Source organism: Lysinibacillus agricola (assembly GCF_016638705.1).
Classification (GTDB): Bacteria; Bacillota; Bacilli; order Bacillales_A; family Planococcaceae; genus Lysinibacillus; species Lysinibacillus agricola.
The window spans coordinates 2,737,976-2,752,172 of the sequence record NZ_CP067341.1; the positions used below are offsets into that span (position 1 = coordinate 2,737,976).

At 33.7% G+C, this 14,197-nt stretch carries 13 protein-coding genes and 3 pseudogenes; 13 read left to right on the plus strand and 3 right to left on the minus strand.

The annotated features are described in order from the left end of the window. Nucleotides 1-571: 571 nt before the first annotated feature. Nucleotides 572-802, plus strand: a complete 231-nt coding sequence (locus FJQ98_RS13175; RefSeq protein ID WP_053596641.1) for a hypothetical protein — start codon at nucleotides 572-574, stop codon at nucleotides 800-802. Nucleotides 803-1,002: 200 nt separating this feature from the next. Continuing rightward, entirely contained in the window at nucleotides 1,003-1,287 is a 285-nt protein-coding gene (locus FJQ98_RS13180) for a hypothetical protein (RefSeq protein WP_053596642.1), read from the plus strand. 165 nt (nucleotides 1,288-1,452) lie between these two features. Here the strand turns inward: FJQ98_RS13180 and FJQ98_RS13185 are convergent, their stop codons facing one another. Further along, entirely contained in the window at nucleotides 1,453-1,926 is a 474-nt protein-coding gene (locus FJQ98_RS13185) for a DUF2975 domain-containing protein (protein WP_053596643.1), read from the minus strand. Nucleotides 1,927-2,220: 294 nt separating this feature from the next. Here FJQ98_RS13185 and FJQ98_RS13190 point away from each other — a divergent pair, with 294 nt between their 5' ends. From FJQ98_RS13190 to FJQ98_RS13200, 3 genes and pseudogenes are all read left to right on the plus strand, one after another. Continuing rightward, nucleotides 2,221-2,382: a hypothetical protein gene (locus FJQ98_RS13190; protein ID WP_155242506.1), complete on the plus strand. Its 162-nt coding sequence runs from the start codon at nucleotides 2,221-2,223 to the stop codon at nucleotides 2,380-2,382. 265 nt (nucleotides 2,383-2,647) lie between these two features. Then, nucleotides 2,648-3,519: pseudogene (locus FJQ98_RS13195) on the plus strand (hypothetical protein). 450 nt (nucleotides 3,520-3,969) lie between these two features. Further along, nucleotides 3,970-4,461: an HIT family protein gene (locus tag FJQ98_RS13200; protein ID WP_053596644.1), complete on the plus strand. Its 492-nt coding sequence runs from the start codon at nucleotides 3,970-3,972 to the stop codon at nucleotides 4,459-4,461. 195 nt (nucleotides 4,462-4,656) lie between these two features. Here the strand turns inward: FJQ98_RS13200 and FJQ98_RS13205 are convergent, their stop codons facing one another. After that, the gene (locus FJQ98_RS13205) at nucleotides 4,657-5,313 is read right to left on the minus strand and encodes a Type 1 glutamine amidotransferase-like domain-containing protein (protein ID WP_198926932.1); all 657 of its coding nucleotides are present in this window, start codon (nucleotides 5,311-5,313) and stop codon (nucleotides 4,657-4,659) included. Nucleotides 5,314-5,950: 637 nt separating this feature from the next. Between FJQ98_RS13205 and FJQ98_RS13210 the strand changes: the two genes are divergently transcribed. The 5 genes from FJQ98_RS13210 (at nucleotide 5,951) to FJQ98_RS13230 (ending at nucleotide 11,528) form a co-directional block, all read left to right on the plus strand. After that, a complete protein-coding gene (locus FJQ98_RS13210; RefSeq protein ID WP_053596645.1) occupies nucleotides 5,951-6,373 on the plus strand; it encodes an ATP-binding protein in 423 nt (140 codons plus the stop codon). 253 nt (nucleotides 6,374-6,626) lie between these two features. Next, nucleotides 6,627-6,953, plus strand: coding sequence for an ArsR/SmtB family transcription factor (locus FJQ98_RS13215; protein WP_053596646.1), 327 nt, complete (start codon nucleotides 6,627-6,629; stop codon nucleotides 6,951-6,953). Next, nucleotides 6,950-7,366, plus strand: a complete 417-nt coding sequence (locus FJQ98_RS13220) for an SRPBCC family protein (RefSeq protein ID WP_053596647.1) — start codon at nucleotides 6,950-6,952, stop codon at nucleotides 7,364-7,366. The genes FJQ98_RS13215 and FJQ98_RS13220 overlap by 4 nt, the downstream gene beginning before the upstream one ends. 150 nt (nucleotides 7,367-7,516) lie before the next feature. Then, nucleotides 7,517-10,687 carry an ATP-binding cassette domain-containing protein gene (locus tag FJQ98_RS13225; protein ID WP_053596648.1) on the plus strand — a complete coding sequence of 1,057 codons (3,171 nt, stop codon included), beginning with the start codon at nucleotides 7,517-7,519 and terminating at the stop codon, nucleotides 10,685-10,687. Between the two features lie 130 nt (nucleotides 10,688-10,817). Continuing rightward, entirely contained in the window at nucleotides 10,818-11,528 is a 711-nt protein-coding gene (locus tag FJQ98_RS13230) for a Dph6-related ATP pyrophosphatase (protein ID WP_053596649.1), read from the plus strand. Between the two features lie 102 nt (nucleotides 11,529-11,630). Here FJQ98_RS13230 and FJQ98_RS13235 read toward each other — a convergent pair. Then, a pseudogene (locus FJQ98_RS13235) lies at nucleotides 11,631-11,951 on the minus strand (TetR-like C-terminal domain-containing protein); the annotation flags it as partial. On the opposite strand from FJQ98_RS13235, the pseudogene FJQ98_RS13240 reads away from it, so the two are divergent. The 3 genes and pseudogenes from FJQ98_RS13240 to FJQ98_RS13250 form a co-directional block, all read left to right on the plus strand. Then, nucleotides 11,937-12,330, plus strand: a pseudogene (locus FJQ98_RS13240) (ABC-2 transporter permease); the annotation flags it as partial. The pseudogenes FJQ98_RS13235 and FJQ98_RS13240 overlap by 15 nt on opposite strands. 443 nt (nucleotides 12,331-12,773) lie before the next feature. Beyond that, nucleotides 12,774-13,316, plus strand: coding sequence for a GNAT family N-acetyltransferase (locus FJQ98_RS13245; protein WP_053596652.1), 543 nt, complete (start codon nucleotides 12,774-12,776; stop codon nucleotides 13,314-13,316). Nucleotides 13,317-13,422: 106 nt separating this feature from the next. Beyond that, nucleotides 13,423-13,851, plus strand: a complete 429-nt coding sequence (locus tag FJQ98_RS13250; protein WP_053596653.1) for an NUDIX hydrolase — start codon at nucleotides 13,423-13,425, stop codon at nucleotides 13,849-13,851. Nucleotides 13,852-14,197: the final 346 nt, after the last annotated feature.

Below are 14,197 nucleotides of genomic sequence, written 5' to 3' on the forward strand. Positions count from 1 at the left end.
TTTCCCTCTTTGAATTAGTAATCTAAAATGGTGTTTTTATAGTGAAACTAAAAGAATTATAAATGCGCTTATAAGTACGTACAATTACGCTCGAATAACCATGTACATTTTTGCTCACCAATGTATATTACAACTTTACTTGGAGTGGCGAGCATGATAGCCTTGTTCGGCTAGCCAGCTCTTGTAGTAGCTGGGTTTCGGCTGCCGATTCATGCGAGTAGAGGTCTCCATGTCAAGTTGTAATTATTCATACACATGAATAGAGAAGTACATTTTGAGCGAAAGTGTACATGCTTAGACAAGCAAAAATGTACATCTCGATGCGGACATTTATAAAGAATATCTGAATTAAAAGATCGATTAAGGAAATGTAGAGTGACAATAAGCTGTTCCACTAAAGGGCCATATTATTGAATAACAACCTTTTATGAAATGTCACCAAACGACGCTTTGGGAACTTTAAGTTTCAGCATTTTAATACGTGATTATGTAAAATTTCGGATTATCTTTGTAGAATCTAATTACTATAATAAATTGCGGTGAATTTCAATTATATAAAGGGGGTGTAAAGGTGGACCTATTACTTTGGATAACTATTGGTTTCATAATAATTGGATTTGTTGTTCTCACTTCTATAAAAAAAGGTATGGAAAGTAAGGTCGCTTTTATAAAAGCAAATATGGAAGACGAGGAAAATTCATCAAAAGCAAAATCCATAATTTGGTGGATGTGGAGTACCGCTGCTTGGGGGATAGTGAGTATTTTTCTTGTTGTTTGGTGTTTTCATAATCACTTTGGATAACTGTTGGCTTCAAATGTGCTTAAAGAAATGTGCTTAAATTAACAGGGTAGGTTTGTTCCATAAGAAATCACAAAAGGAATGAGCATTTACTGTAAAATAAGATTAGACGTATTAATGTCTAATATAAAGTAATGCAAAAAATGATGCACATTAGTATTATTACACGACATAAATAAAAATCTATGGAGGTAGGTATAGTTATGTGGATAATATTAGGGATTATTGCAATAGTAGCAACACTTATAAATCTTTATATGTATGTAGCAGGAAAGGATTATAAGCTTGCTATGGCGATAGGATTATCATTTACAGCATTAACACTTTGTTCAGAATACAGTCTTGTATCTGGGTGGGTAAAAGTTGAAGATTGGTCAACTCTATTGGATGTAGTACCTAGTATGGAAAAGGCATTATGGTTTTTGACAATTGTTTCTACCTTACTAAATATAACACCTATACTTTTAGAACTAAAAGGTAAGAGATAATTACTTATTGTCACACCATTTATATAATATGCGATTATTGTGTTAAAGATCTTCCACAATCGAGCGCAATTCTTGAAAAAGAATAGGCGCCAATTTTTCATTTAAGAGCCATTTAATTTAATAGGGAAAGAAGATATTATACCTGCAATATAAACATCTACATTTTTATTTCTTTTTTTCTAGGATATTTTTTAATGGCTTTTGAAGTACGTCCATAATGGCAGCGATGATAGCTGTTGCTAATATCCCTATTAGTCCAAGTGCGATTGGACCTGCTGGGTCATCACCCGTGAACATGGCATACACCCTTAAGTAAACTATTACTAATAAAATTAAGAAAATAATTGTAAAAGCGCATTTTTTTATAACCTTCAAGGATTTAAGGGATAACTCGGAAAAAGCGTTGTTACTATCGATATAACTCAATAGTTTATATGCTTGATACAAAGCTACAGAAAACGTAATGCATACTCCATACGCACATATTAACAACGGATATATCGAGTAATCTCCTGGACGCACTAGAGCATCTCTTCTGGCTGCTTCAGGCAACAAAAATATACACACGGCAAGTACCGCAATTCCAATAAGAAAAGCAACAACCTTTAAGAAAAAAGTTGAACCTAGTTTACCATTCATTTAAAGCACCTCACTGATTATATGATTTTAATATAATATTTATCGATTATCAATAAATTATTTTGTTTTTTATTATATTTTTATTGTTTTAAATATTGATTTGATTGTTATGTGGGAATCGTACTTGAATTATTGTAAATTTTATTATGAAGTAACCTAACAATCGTGCGCAATTCTGCAGCAAGAATTGTGCTTTTTCTATTTGAAAAGGTTAGATTGGAAATCGAAAAAAGTTTCTGATAAATAGAAGGAGAAATACACATGTATGGCTAGCAACACAAAGATAAATGCCTTATGAAATTAGCGAGGCAAAATGAAGCCGAAGAATGTTTTTTAGAAGCATTGAAATTAAGAAAAACAAAAGAAGATTTCTCATTGATTGACTCAACTCAAAAAGCATTGAATCTGTTAAATGAATTGGAGTGGAAAGCCTCTAGTGAAAATCCTGATGTATAAGAATAAAAGAAGAGTATAGGTTTATTCAACAATCGGGCGCTTTTCTGTAATTGATCTGCACCCCAAATGTTAGACACGACTCTAACATTTGGGGTGCAGATCATTATAAGGAATGCGTCTTTCTTCATAAATAGGGCCAGATTAGGGAGTGACTTTATTAATTGTTTCGTTAAGATTGTGAAGAAGTGTACTTATGCCAACGTGGCAGTTTAGTTGAATGAAAATGTTATAATATTATTAAAATTTAGGAAATGGAGTTTGGAAAATGAAGAGTATTAAAAGATTGATTCAAGTCATCTTAGCAAGTACATCAATCCTAATTCTTAGTGGATGTTTCTCTAAAGATGATCTGAATCAACCAATACAAGAATATTTAAAAACAAACTATGGAATACAAGGTGAGTTTTCTGTTATTCGGACAGATAATAATTGGCTTAATGGGATTGACCATCAGACTTATGTAGAAATGAAAAAGCCATATCGTACTTATCGTTCCTAATGATTGAAAGAGATACTTTGAAAATTTTAGAAGATGATAGTGACGATATCTATCTCGAACAATTCAAGGGCGCATATATTGAGCAACATCCAGAAGTAGTTCAAGTAATGAAACAGATCATAAAAAAACATGGGTTAGTAAAATATCCCAATAAAGCTGTCCCAGAAGAAAATGGTCCTATTCGTATATTTCCTTATGACAACATTGGGTTAAATATAAATAATTCTCAAGAGCTACTTGATAATTTTAAAAAGACTCAAAAGATCGATACTACTGGACTTTTACCTACATTAATACCAAGTGACCCCCGACGTGAAAATTATAATAGCAGGTATGTAGGTGTGGTGAATTTTCAATTTGAATTTGACATGAATAAAAATAAACATCCTATTCCAAAGGCCAAAGATCTAATTGAGGACTTTCAAAAAAGTGGGATATTAACAAAAGGGATATACAACATAGATATGTTAGTAGATGATTCAAATCCAGATCATTATGTGGGATGGGAATATAATAATGTAGCTTTGTTTGAAGTCGATGAAAATGGTGGGTATACAATAATTGCTACTCCTAAATATGATGATTTAGATAGAACTTACTACTATGGTGATTACGCAGCTGCAAAAAATATAAAATAGAATTTTAGGTTGAATTACTTAATTGGAATTGACTAAAAATACACATGGTGCTACCCCTATTAGTAATAAATTCCCTCATATTTACTTATATCGAGAAAAGCTCGAGACAGGAAAAACTCATGATATTGAATTATCACAAAGTCTAATCATATATTTAATTATATAGACGAAATAATTATTTTCCCCAAAAAACTATTGGGGATTTAAGTGGATAGAATGAGGCTTCTTCAACTAATGATAAGTTAGTTAAAGAAGACATGTGCTTATTATCTTCCACAATCGGGCGCTTTTCTGAAATAAGGAAAGCGTCTTTCTTCATGAAAAGGGCCATATTCTTGAATAACTAATTGTAGAAATAATGGATATTTGAGATGATTAATATTAGTTTTAAAGGATAGTAAAAGGAACAGAGTTTTCATTATTCAATACAAAGGAGAGTGGTGACGAGATATGAAATTATATTCACATAAACCCGAAGCGTACGAATGCCCATTTTGTCGGGTAGTATCAGGTAAAGAAAAACCAAATAAGGGAACGAAACAAAGAGACATTATTTATCAGAATAAACATGTAACAGCGTTTATCGCAAGCAAGTGGTGGCCTAATAACATAGGGCATGTTCTCGTTGTTCCTAACGAACACTTCGAGAATATATATGAGCTTCCAGCAGAAGTAGCTGCTGAAATTCATCGTGCTGCTCAATTGACAGCGTTTGCGATGAAAAATACATATGGTTGTGATGGAGTTTCTACTCGACAACATAATGAACCTGCTGGAAATCAAGATGTGTGGCATTATCATCTTCACGTTTATCCAAGATATGAAAACGATAACCTATACCTAACAAAAGGTTATTACACTGAACCAGATGAACGTCCTTTCTATGCAGATAAGTTGCGTTCGTGGATAAGTGAAAACTATTGTAGTACCAACAATAGGTGAAATTTTTTGTTATACCGTAATCGGGCGCAATTCTTGAAAAGGAATTGTGTTTTTTTTATATCAACTTCAAAAGTGGTATGACTTGCTTAGAAAGAAATTATAAATTCAAAAAATGAACTGTACCAAAAGTACAGTTCAATCAATAGGTGTTATTTTCCACTCTGATAATAAATGACATTGTTTAGAAAACCATAACTAGAGCGTCTCTTCTAATTTTTGCATTATGGAATTTGAAATTAAATAAACATTGCCGAAAATGTCAATTTTGTCTCCCTTTACACGTACAGCGCAATCTTTGTTGGATGCATAAATATTAATTTCTTCCGATAAGGCCGATAGTTCATTTTGAACCATTGTCATATTATTTTCAAGATCAAAATGAGACAGGACGGAAAAATCATCAAGGCCGATTCCGTCGTAAACAGAGCTTTCTTCAACGTTATAGCCAAAGTTTTTAGAGCATAACCATTTAGCGGACATGTTGATTGCACCAGCGCTTGCGCCCATTACAACAGCTCTGCTTTTTTTTATTGCATCAGACAATTCGTATTCTATTAAAAACTCATTTTGTTTAACAGTATTTCCACCCAGCAAGAAAATTACAGAGGCATTTTGAATTAATAATTGGGCATCTTCCTTCTGGACAAGATAATTAATTAAATGATATTCATCAAACAGAATGTTAGCATAATCGAACCACGAGCGTTCAGTAGCACTAACCTCTTCATAAAATGATGGATTCGAGCTAATCATAACAAGCGACTTTCTATTACTAATATCTTTCTGTAACACTTTGCCCAGCTTCTCTGGGAAAAAGTTGTTGAACCATCCTAAATAATAGTGAGTTTTCATAAGTTCCTCCGTAATTTTATTTATCAAATCACCTCTAAATTATACAATAATTGTAAATAAAAAATAAAGATATTAAAAATATTTAACTCACATTGGTTTACATATTATTTATTCAACTTTTATGCGATGGTTTATAAATATAGCTACAGGGGCTTTAGTTAAAAAATGATATTCAACAATCGGGCGCGATTGTTGAATATTGAAAGTAACATATCATTAGACTTTTTTATAAAACATTAACTTCAAACGGCTAGATAAAAATCCATTTTGTTCGATCTTTTTTTCAAAATGGATTTTTCTATTTTACCGAAAAATACGGATATATGATGTGTTTTAAATCAAACTCTATTTAAAAGCAACATCAAGCCGATTATGCGCTCAATGATGTTACCAAAACAACGTCGTAAAGGTCCCCATCTTCGCAATGCGATTATCGAGTAATAATATATACATACATTGTACTAACTATTTAGAGAAAAGATAAAAAATAGCGTCGACAGCATTTATCGATTCCATGAAAGAATGAATATTTGTTTTACGGATGAGAGGCTAGTAGAGGTTTCAAAGGGAATATGAGGTATCTTTCACATAAACTACAGATTGAAAGGTTATAATGTGCTTCGAGGGGGATATATCGATGAACTATCATATTCTTGTAATAGAAGACGATTTAGAAATTCAAGAATTAATTAAACAGTTTATAAAACAAATTTCTCCGAACATGAATTTACGTACTGATCGTTATTTATTAGAAAAAGCATTTAAAAACATCATTCATAATGCGATTACGTATTCACCGCACGGAGAAACGATACTTATAGTGGTGACTGAGCTTCCAAAAGAAAATCAGATTCAAATACAATTGTCATCATTAAAGACAAGGAAATACAACAATTATTTGAGCCATTTTATAGAATCGAGAAATCGAAATACTGGTAGGAGCGAACTTGGTCTTTATATTGTAAAACAAATATTTGAATCTCTTTCTATTACCTATTTAATGATTAATACCCAAAATGGTGTTCACTTTTTAGTTACTATTCCTAAAGGGAGATCGTAGTATTTACTTGGACTTAAACAACGGCGTTTAGTAAAAAAAACTTATTCCACATAAAAATATATCAGTCAAAAGAGTGTCAAATTGTAAAAAGTATTTAACACTCTTTTTTTGTTGTGGAATGCTTCCTATATAATTGATAAATACAAGAATAAAACGAATACCATTTTGTCAAAAATAAAATTTGACTGGACACTAAATGGTATCATATAATTAAGACACCATTTAGTGTCCTATTTATAAGGGAGAGGAGATTTTGAGCGAGAAAAATCTAGAGCGTGATGTTTATGCTGCGATTGCTGATCCAACAAGACGTCAATTAATACGTTTACTGGCAGATGCAGAAGAATTACCTCTTCACGAATTAACGTCTCAATTTCAAATGGGGCGGACAGCAGTTTCTAAGCATTTGGCTATTCTTAAAGATGCTGATCTCGTAATTGCTCGAAGGGTTGGTAGAGAGACGAGGTATCGGTTGAATGCCGGTCCGTTGAAGGAAATTCAAGATTGGGTATCGTATTACGAAGGATTCTGGAAAGAAAGAATGGCTATATTAAATCTTTTATTGGAGGAAGAAAAATGAAAGCAGATGTATCTTTAGATTATCAATTTACAAGTTCAATTGAGAAAGTTTGGAACGCATTAACGGATTCAGACACTCTTGCAAAATGGATATGGAAAAATGACTTTAAACCAATCGTAGGACATAAATTCCAATTTCGAGCTGAGCCAAATGAATGGTGGGATGGAATTGTCAATTGCGAGGTGCTTAAAGTAGAAGAGCCTCATACATTATCATACACTTGGGCAAGTGCCGGAGAAATCACTACTGTTACGTGGACGTTGACAGAAGGGGAAGATGGCACTACTAACCTACATCTTGATCAATCTGGATTTAGTGAGGCAACGAAAGCTCGTCAAGGAGCAATCGAGGGAGCTAAATATGCATGGATTAACAATGGTAATCAGCTTGAAAAAGTGTTAGCAGAACTATAATTCATTTTTATCGTTTATATAAATAAACCGTTCTTCAACAATTGGACGCTTTTCGGAACACGGAAAGCGTCATTTTTAATGTGATCTCAACAAATTAAATTTGAAGTTATGGTAACATGACAGTACTAGATTGAATGGAGAGAATATCCGATGAAAATAAATCAATTAATTGCTAACAATATAAATCGTTTAGATGTCGGCTTGCCGGAAGATCAATCTATAGGAATTGCTGGATTGTCCGGATCGGGTAAAACAACCTTTTGTCAAACAATTGGTGAAGAATCCAAGAAGCGTCTCGTTTCTTTATTGCCAAAGGCTGAATATCAGTATTTGTTCCCCAATATTATGGAAACGAATTTCAGTGCTATCAAAATGGAAGATATGCCTTTAGTACTTTTTCTCGGGAAATCATCCATTTCTGCCAATCCACGTTCAACGGTTGGTACTCATACAGGCGTTTTTAAAGAGATTCGTGAAAGGCTTGCAGAAAAGTTTGATCTTTCGCCAGAGGTTTTTTCCTTTAATAATGCATTAGGCTGGTGTCCTGCTTGTAAAGGACGTGGTACGACTAAAAATGTCGAATGTAAAAAATGTGAGGGCAAGCGCTATAATCCGGAAGTTGAGCAATATAAGCTAGAATTATGGAATCAACCACATAGTATTTCCGATATAAACAATTTAAGTATAGAAGCGATTTATTCCCTTTCAGAGGAACTTGCGATTAGCGAAGAAAGACAACGTATTCTTACAAATATTATTAATATGAATATAGGTTACTTAACGTTAAATCGAATTATGGGTACCTTGTCTGGAGGAGAATTAACACGACTTTACTTGGCAGAATTTATGGCAGCCAGTGAAAATACCGTGATTATTATTGATGAAATTTCTGTTGGTCTTGATCACCAAACACTGTTGAAAATTTTAGAACAGATTAAACAATTAGGCTATAAAAACCAAATTTGGCTTATTGATCATTCTGATACGGTGCTAGATACAGCGGATGAGCAACTGTTCTTTGGGCCCGGTAGTGGTAAATACGGCGGAAAAATTGTCGAAGAATCACCACGTCCAAAACCTGTTTATTGGGATCAAAATCAGGCAAAACCTACAGAATATTATCAATTTCATGATCTTTACTGTCGTAATATTGAGGTGGCTGAAATTCAGATTCCTAAAAATAGACTTGTAACCGTTACAGGTGAGTCTGGCTGTGGAAAATCGACCCTAGTCAATGAGTGTATTTCTAAAGATTTCCTAAAACGATATCCAAAAGATAAACTAGTCATGGTAGGACAAGACCGAAACCAATCAATTACTAGCCGATCAACTGTTGCAACGTTTCTTGATATCAAAAAGAAAATAACTAGATATAGTGACGAAATTGACGATATTTTCCAACGTTCAATTGAGGATATTATTGAGGAGCTTCCAAATGAAGACATCGCTCATAAACGCTTAAGTTTACTGATTAAGCTGGGGCTTGGTTATTTGACGTTGGAGAGAAAAACACAATCCTTATCGACAGGTGAATTTCAATGTGTTCATTTAGTTTCTGAGCTGTTTTCGAACGCAAGAAACCCCCATACGCTGTTTATTTTTGACGAGCCTTCAAAAGGTTTATCACAAAACATTTTAAATCAATTCATTGATAGTGTGAGGGACATTCTCCAAGATGAATCCGTCTCTATTATGATGATTGAACATAATGCCTATATGCTAGAAAGCTCTGATTTTATCGTTGATTTTGGTAAGCGACAGCAGGAACCTGTTCGACATCTTGATGTTGTCAGTCATGATGATTATTTTAGTCAACTTAACAGTACAAACAGTGATGCTCCATTGCATATATCTTCTACACTAGCTTCAAAAAATGGCATCCATTACTTAGAAGAAAATCATATTAGCTATTTTAAAAAGGCAGAAAACATCTATAAAGGCGGTATCTTAAAAAGCTTATCATCAATGGCCCGTTTAATTTATGGTGAATACGAATCTGCAACAATCGCACCAGTCGTCGCCATTGATTTGGAAAGACATTTGTATAGTCAGTATAGCTTTCTATATGAAATTGGTGGCCTAATCAACCATATCGTGGCTGCGCATCCGACGAATAAAGATACAAGAAGCTTCGATTTCTTTAGTCAAGAAAATCATTGTCCAAGTTGTTCTGGCCGCCTGGAAATTGAAAAATTTGATTTCGATATAGTCATACAAGACAAAACAGTGCCATTTTGGGATGGCTTATTACATCCAGACGTGATGGAAGTATTAACATATTATCAATATCCGAAATTGCAATTCCTGTTTGATGAGATCAAAAATGAACTAGGTCAAGATATTAGTAAAAGCTACAATGAGATGACCGAAGAAGAAAGACATACATTCCTATATGGTTATTGGGAAAAATCATTTTATGATAAAGCAACTAAGTCCTCAAAAAAATGGGAAGGTTTTAATTTTATCCTTGGACGTTATATCGTTATTTCGAAATCAATTATTAAAGAGCAAATGAAAGAATCAAAAGAAATGATTGCCTGTCCAATCTGTCAAGGAGCGGTGCTAAACCATAAGAAAAAACTAACGTTTGGAAACACTGATATTCGCGAGATAATTCATCAACCTATCGATCAGGTCATAAAAACTGTAGGGAGCTTACCGGAGCTTGAAAAACTAAAAGCAATTGTAGGAGGCGATACGACTCTTACGGAAGATGTCTCCTTACTTCCTAGAGAAACACAAGTATCGTTAAAAATGCTGGAATTAGAATTAGCAAGCTTTGCCGATTATGAAATAGTACTAAATAATGTTTTACCATTCTGGGACAAAATTAAAGACAATATCGAAACAATAAGCAGCCAAAATCTAATAACAATTTGTGATTTTTCCAACATTGACGAAACGAGAGAAACCATCATTGATAAGTATTTCACTAATGGAAAATACAAAAAACTAACGTACGTCTATGAAGCATTTGGCTACAAAAAAATTGTGACACAAATTAATAAAATTAAAGCAAGTCATAAATGTCCATTCTGTAATGGGAAGAAAGTCATTTCAGAAGACAATCTCCATGATGGCGTCTATAAATTATCAGTACCATGTGTAAGTTGCTCTGCAAGTGGCATCAATGATGAAGGACGTAAGGAAATTGTCGATGGTGTAGACGTGCAAACTTGGCTAACTGGCAAAGTAAGTGACGTTGTGGCTGAAAGCTTACGAACGGATGCTGTTGCAGACATTCCAATTTTCAATCGTATTCGTGAGTTGAATAAACGAGATATGATGGCGATTTATCAATGCCTTGAGCAAAACAATTAAATCTAGCCATACTTGAAAGGAAAGCTACCTCTGATAGACTCATTTGCAATAATAATATTGCAGATGAGTTTTTATGTTATTCTGAGGAGGAGCTTAGAAAAGTCATTACAATAAAAGGGGAAAGATAGGAATGGCAGAATTAATAGATTGGAAAAATAATGCTCAAGGGCATAAATTTATAGCTTCTTTTAGCGGAGGAAAGGATAGTGTCTTAGCTCTCTATAAAGCAATGAAGGTTGGAGAGGCGATTGGACTAATCGTAATGCTGGAGGAAGAAGGGGAACGTTCCAGATCCCATGGAATGCCTCCGGAACTCATACGTGCCCAAGCTAAATCTATAGGTTTACCTGTATATACTGCCGCTTCAAGCTGGGCAGAGTATGAAAAAGTATTTATGAGCCTTTTAGAAAAAGCCAAAAATCAAGGTGCAGAAGTTTTAGTAACGGGAGACTTAGATATGCCAGAGCATGGTTGTTGGCATGACAAGGTTACGAAGAATGCTGGGTTAAAGCTAGGCATGCCTTTATGGGAAATGAACCATCGCGATGCTGTTGAAGAGTTCATAAACCTAGGATTTGTTACAATCATTGTAACTGTTAATTTATCACTGGGAATGCGTGAGGATGATTTAGGGCGAACGTTAACCCATGAATATGTGAAGGAGCTTGAAGCTCGCGGTATTGACCCTTGCGGAGAAGGTGGAGAATTCCATACTACAGTATTAGATGGGCCCATTTTTAAACATCCTATTGCAGTTCGTAAATGTGTAGTTATGAAAGACGGAGATTATGCTTTTTTGCCATTGGAGCTTGATGAAATGGCAAGAAGGGATACCTTATAAAGTATTAAAAATATAAGTTTTCAATATAATGTACTTTCCTTTAAATACAGAGAATAATATGGGACATTGCCTAAAGTAGATAGGCAGTGTCCCATTACTTTTTTATTTTTTTAAGCCAGCAGCAATGAACGGGCCATTTAGAGTGATAGTCGATATTATTCGAGCCATTTCTTGTGGAGATTCTTTTCCGTCACTAAGTAACCGTTGCTGAACGACACCGATATGTGCCGAAGCCATATAAGAAACTAAGTATTCTCCTGGTACAAGTAAATTTTCTTGTTTAATCGGGATTTCAGTACCTTCAAATATTGTTTTCCACATGAAAATTTTTAATTTTGTTTGAAAAGATAAGTCTCCATTTGGACCTAATACAGCTTTCATAAATCTTCTATTCCGATCTAAAAATTCATGGTAGGAATCAATATTCCTGAGTTTATGGATACAGCCTTATTTTTATTGATTACTTTCTTTAGTTTCTTTTTATTAATCTCAGCAGTTCTTTTCATGGTTTGGAATTAAAGGAATAGCTATTTTTGCTTTAATGCTATTCTTTGGTGGACCACTCCTTGCACTGGCTCCTGAGATGATGTCATCATTTTATCGCGATTGGGTTTATTCCTGGTTACCAATGCGATTTATGATTGAAGGTTTACGAGAGCTCTTTTTCTTTGGGAAAGGACTAACTTGGAACACATCTTTATCTGTCCTTGTCTGGATTGGAGCAGTAAGTATTTTGATCATCCTTGCGTCAGCGTTCAAATTTAAATCTGCAAATAGGGAAGAATCACTTATAGAAGATTGAAGAACTAGAAGAGATGAATGAAACTAGTACAACGAGAAAAAAGACCTCATTTTGATCAATTTTTCAAAATGAGGTCTTTAATATTGATTTTAAAATTAGGGATCTACTGAATATGGAGCTATGGAATAATTCGCTTCTAGTATTTTACTTGGAAGTGCTGATAGAAGCCGCATCAAAATTGAATATATGCCATTAACGAACTTTTTTATATAAAACCCTTCAAAATATTCGTGTTTAAGAAGTGAAAATGCTATTTCTCTATCAGCTGAACACTTCATCAATCGAATAAAACACGAATATTAAAGTTGACGATTATCTAAACGTTATTCCTCAGCGGATGAGAAATAAACTATTTGCAAGCTGTCGAGCTGTGTAATAGCTATATAATGTAAGTGAGATATTCTATAATAAAAAAACCAATACTTATAGAGGGAGACTTTCTAATGAATAAATTTCCAATCATAGAAACAGAAAGGTTAATTTTAAAAGAAGTGACACCTGAGGATGCTAACGATATGTATAAATACCTATCAGATAAAGACGTTGTTAAACATATGGGGTTAGAACCATACGAATCACCAAATGACGTCTTGAGCGAAATAAGATGGTATAAATCTATATTGGAAGAAGGTACAGGTATAAGGTGGGGGATTACACAGAAAAATATTGGTGTTGTTATAGGTAGTTGTGGCTTTCTGAATATGCGCCCTAAACATTATCGAGCTGAAATAGGGTTTGAATTAAATAAAGAATATTGGGGACAAGGAATAGCTGGTGAAGCTTTAGAAGCTGTTATTAAATATGGCTATAAACACTTTGAATTGGAACGAATTGAGGCTCTAATTGATCCTGCGAATTTATCATCACAAAAATTAGTAGAAAATCAGGGGTTTAAAAGAGAAGGCTTATTGAGGCATTATGAATATACTTGTGGAAAGTTTGATGATTTATATATGTACGCAATCATTAAAGGAGACCTCAAATGAATTTAAAAAGGCGAGAGTATCCTTATGTCGCTAATTGGGACTTTTATGGAATAAGAAATGATCAGACTTTATGGAGGGCTGTTGAAGAAGAGAATGGAGGAATAGGATGAGGAAAGGACAGATCCGAGCAATAGCTATTTGTGTATTTAGGAAAGGCGATTCGATACTTGTCTCTGAAGGCTTTGATGAAGCAAAGGGAGATCATTACTATCGGCCAATTGGTGGAGGAATTGAATATGGGGAGACAAGTTCTAAAGCAATAAAGAGAGAAGTGCTTGAAGAAATCGGGGCAAATATAAATAACTTAAACTATTTAGGTACAATTGAAAACATATTTACATATAACGGTGACCTTGGACACGAAGTAGTTTTTGTATATGATGCTGAATTTGTTGAAAAGTCCTTTTATGAAAAACCTTCTTTTTTCGGACAAGAAGATAATGGTGCAATCTTCAAATTGCTTTGGAAGCCAATTAGCGATTTTACAAATAATAAATTAAAATTAGTTCCAGACGGATTAGTCGATTTGCTTTAGATCACTAAATGAGTTAAGAACCTTCTTTCTTGTACAAATTGGGCGGCATTCCTGTAATAAAAGATAAAATTGTGAAGTAATACACTTAAGCTATCGGTTGCTATAGTTCAATAAGGTGTATTAAAATAATCAATCTTTTTTATAAAAAACCATACCTAGTTATAAAAGTAACGCCATTTTGATCAATCTTTTTTCAAAATGGCGTTTTTCTATTTGTTATTAAATATGTAATAAGACAATAAAATTATTTAATTTTAAAACCTAAAACAAGCATAATCCCTTTCTTAAGAAAAAATATTAAGCGATAAATTAACATTATTGATTTTTTGAATCGAAAAAATTAAAT

Excerpts from the sequence above, each read along its gene's own strand:
- FJQ98_RS13230 (WP_053596649.1), top strand. The coding sequence starts at position 10,818 with ATGGCAGAATTAATAGATTGGAAAAATAATGCTCAAGGGCATAAATTT.
- FJQ98_RS13180 (WP_053596642.1), top strand. The coding sequence starts at position 1,003 with ATGTGGATAATATTAGGGATTATTGCAATAGTAGCAACACTTATAAAT.
- FJQ98_RS13245 (WP_053596652.1), top strand. The coding sequence starts at position 12,774 with ATGAATAAATTTCCAATCATAGAAACAGAAAGGTTAATTTTAAAAGAA.
- FJQ98_RS13190 (WP_155242506.1), top strand. The coding sequence starts at position 2,221 with ATGAAATTAGCGAGGCAAAATGAAGCCGAAGAATGTTTTTTAGAAGCA.
- FJQ98_RS13225 (WP_053596648.1), top strand. The coding sequence starts at position 7,517 with ATGAAAATAAATCAATTAATTGCTAACAATATAAATCGTTTAGATGTC.
- FJQ98_RS13250 (WP_053596653.1), top strand. The coding sequence starts at position 13,423 with ATGAGGAAAGGACAGATCCGAGCAATAGCTATTTGTGTATTTAGGAAA.
- FJQ98_RS13205 (WP_198926932.1), bottom strand. The coding sequence starts at position 5,313 with ATGAAAACTCACTATTATTTAGGATGGTTCAACAACTTTTTCCCAGAG.
- FJQ98_RS13210 (WP_053596645.1), top strand. The coding sequence starts at position 5,951 with ATGAACTATCATATTCTTGTAATAGAAGACGATTTAGAAATTCAAGAA.
- FJQ98_RS13220 (WP_053596647.1), top strand. The coding sequence starts at position 6,950 with ATGAAAGCAGATGTATCTTTAGATTATCAATTTACAAGTTCAATTGAG.
- FJQ98_RS13200 (WP_053596644.1), top strand. The coding sequence starts at position 3,970 with ATGAAATTATATTCACATAAACCCGAAGCGTACGAATGCCCATTTTGT.
- FJQ98_RS13185 (WP_053596643.1), bottom strand. The coding sequence starts at position 1,926 with ATGAATGGTAAACTAGGTTCAACTTTTTTCTTAAAGGTTGTTGCTTTT.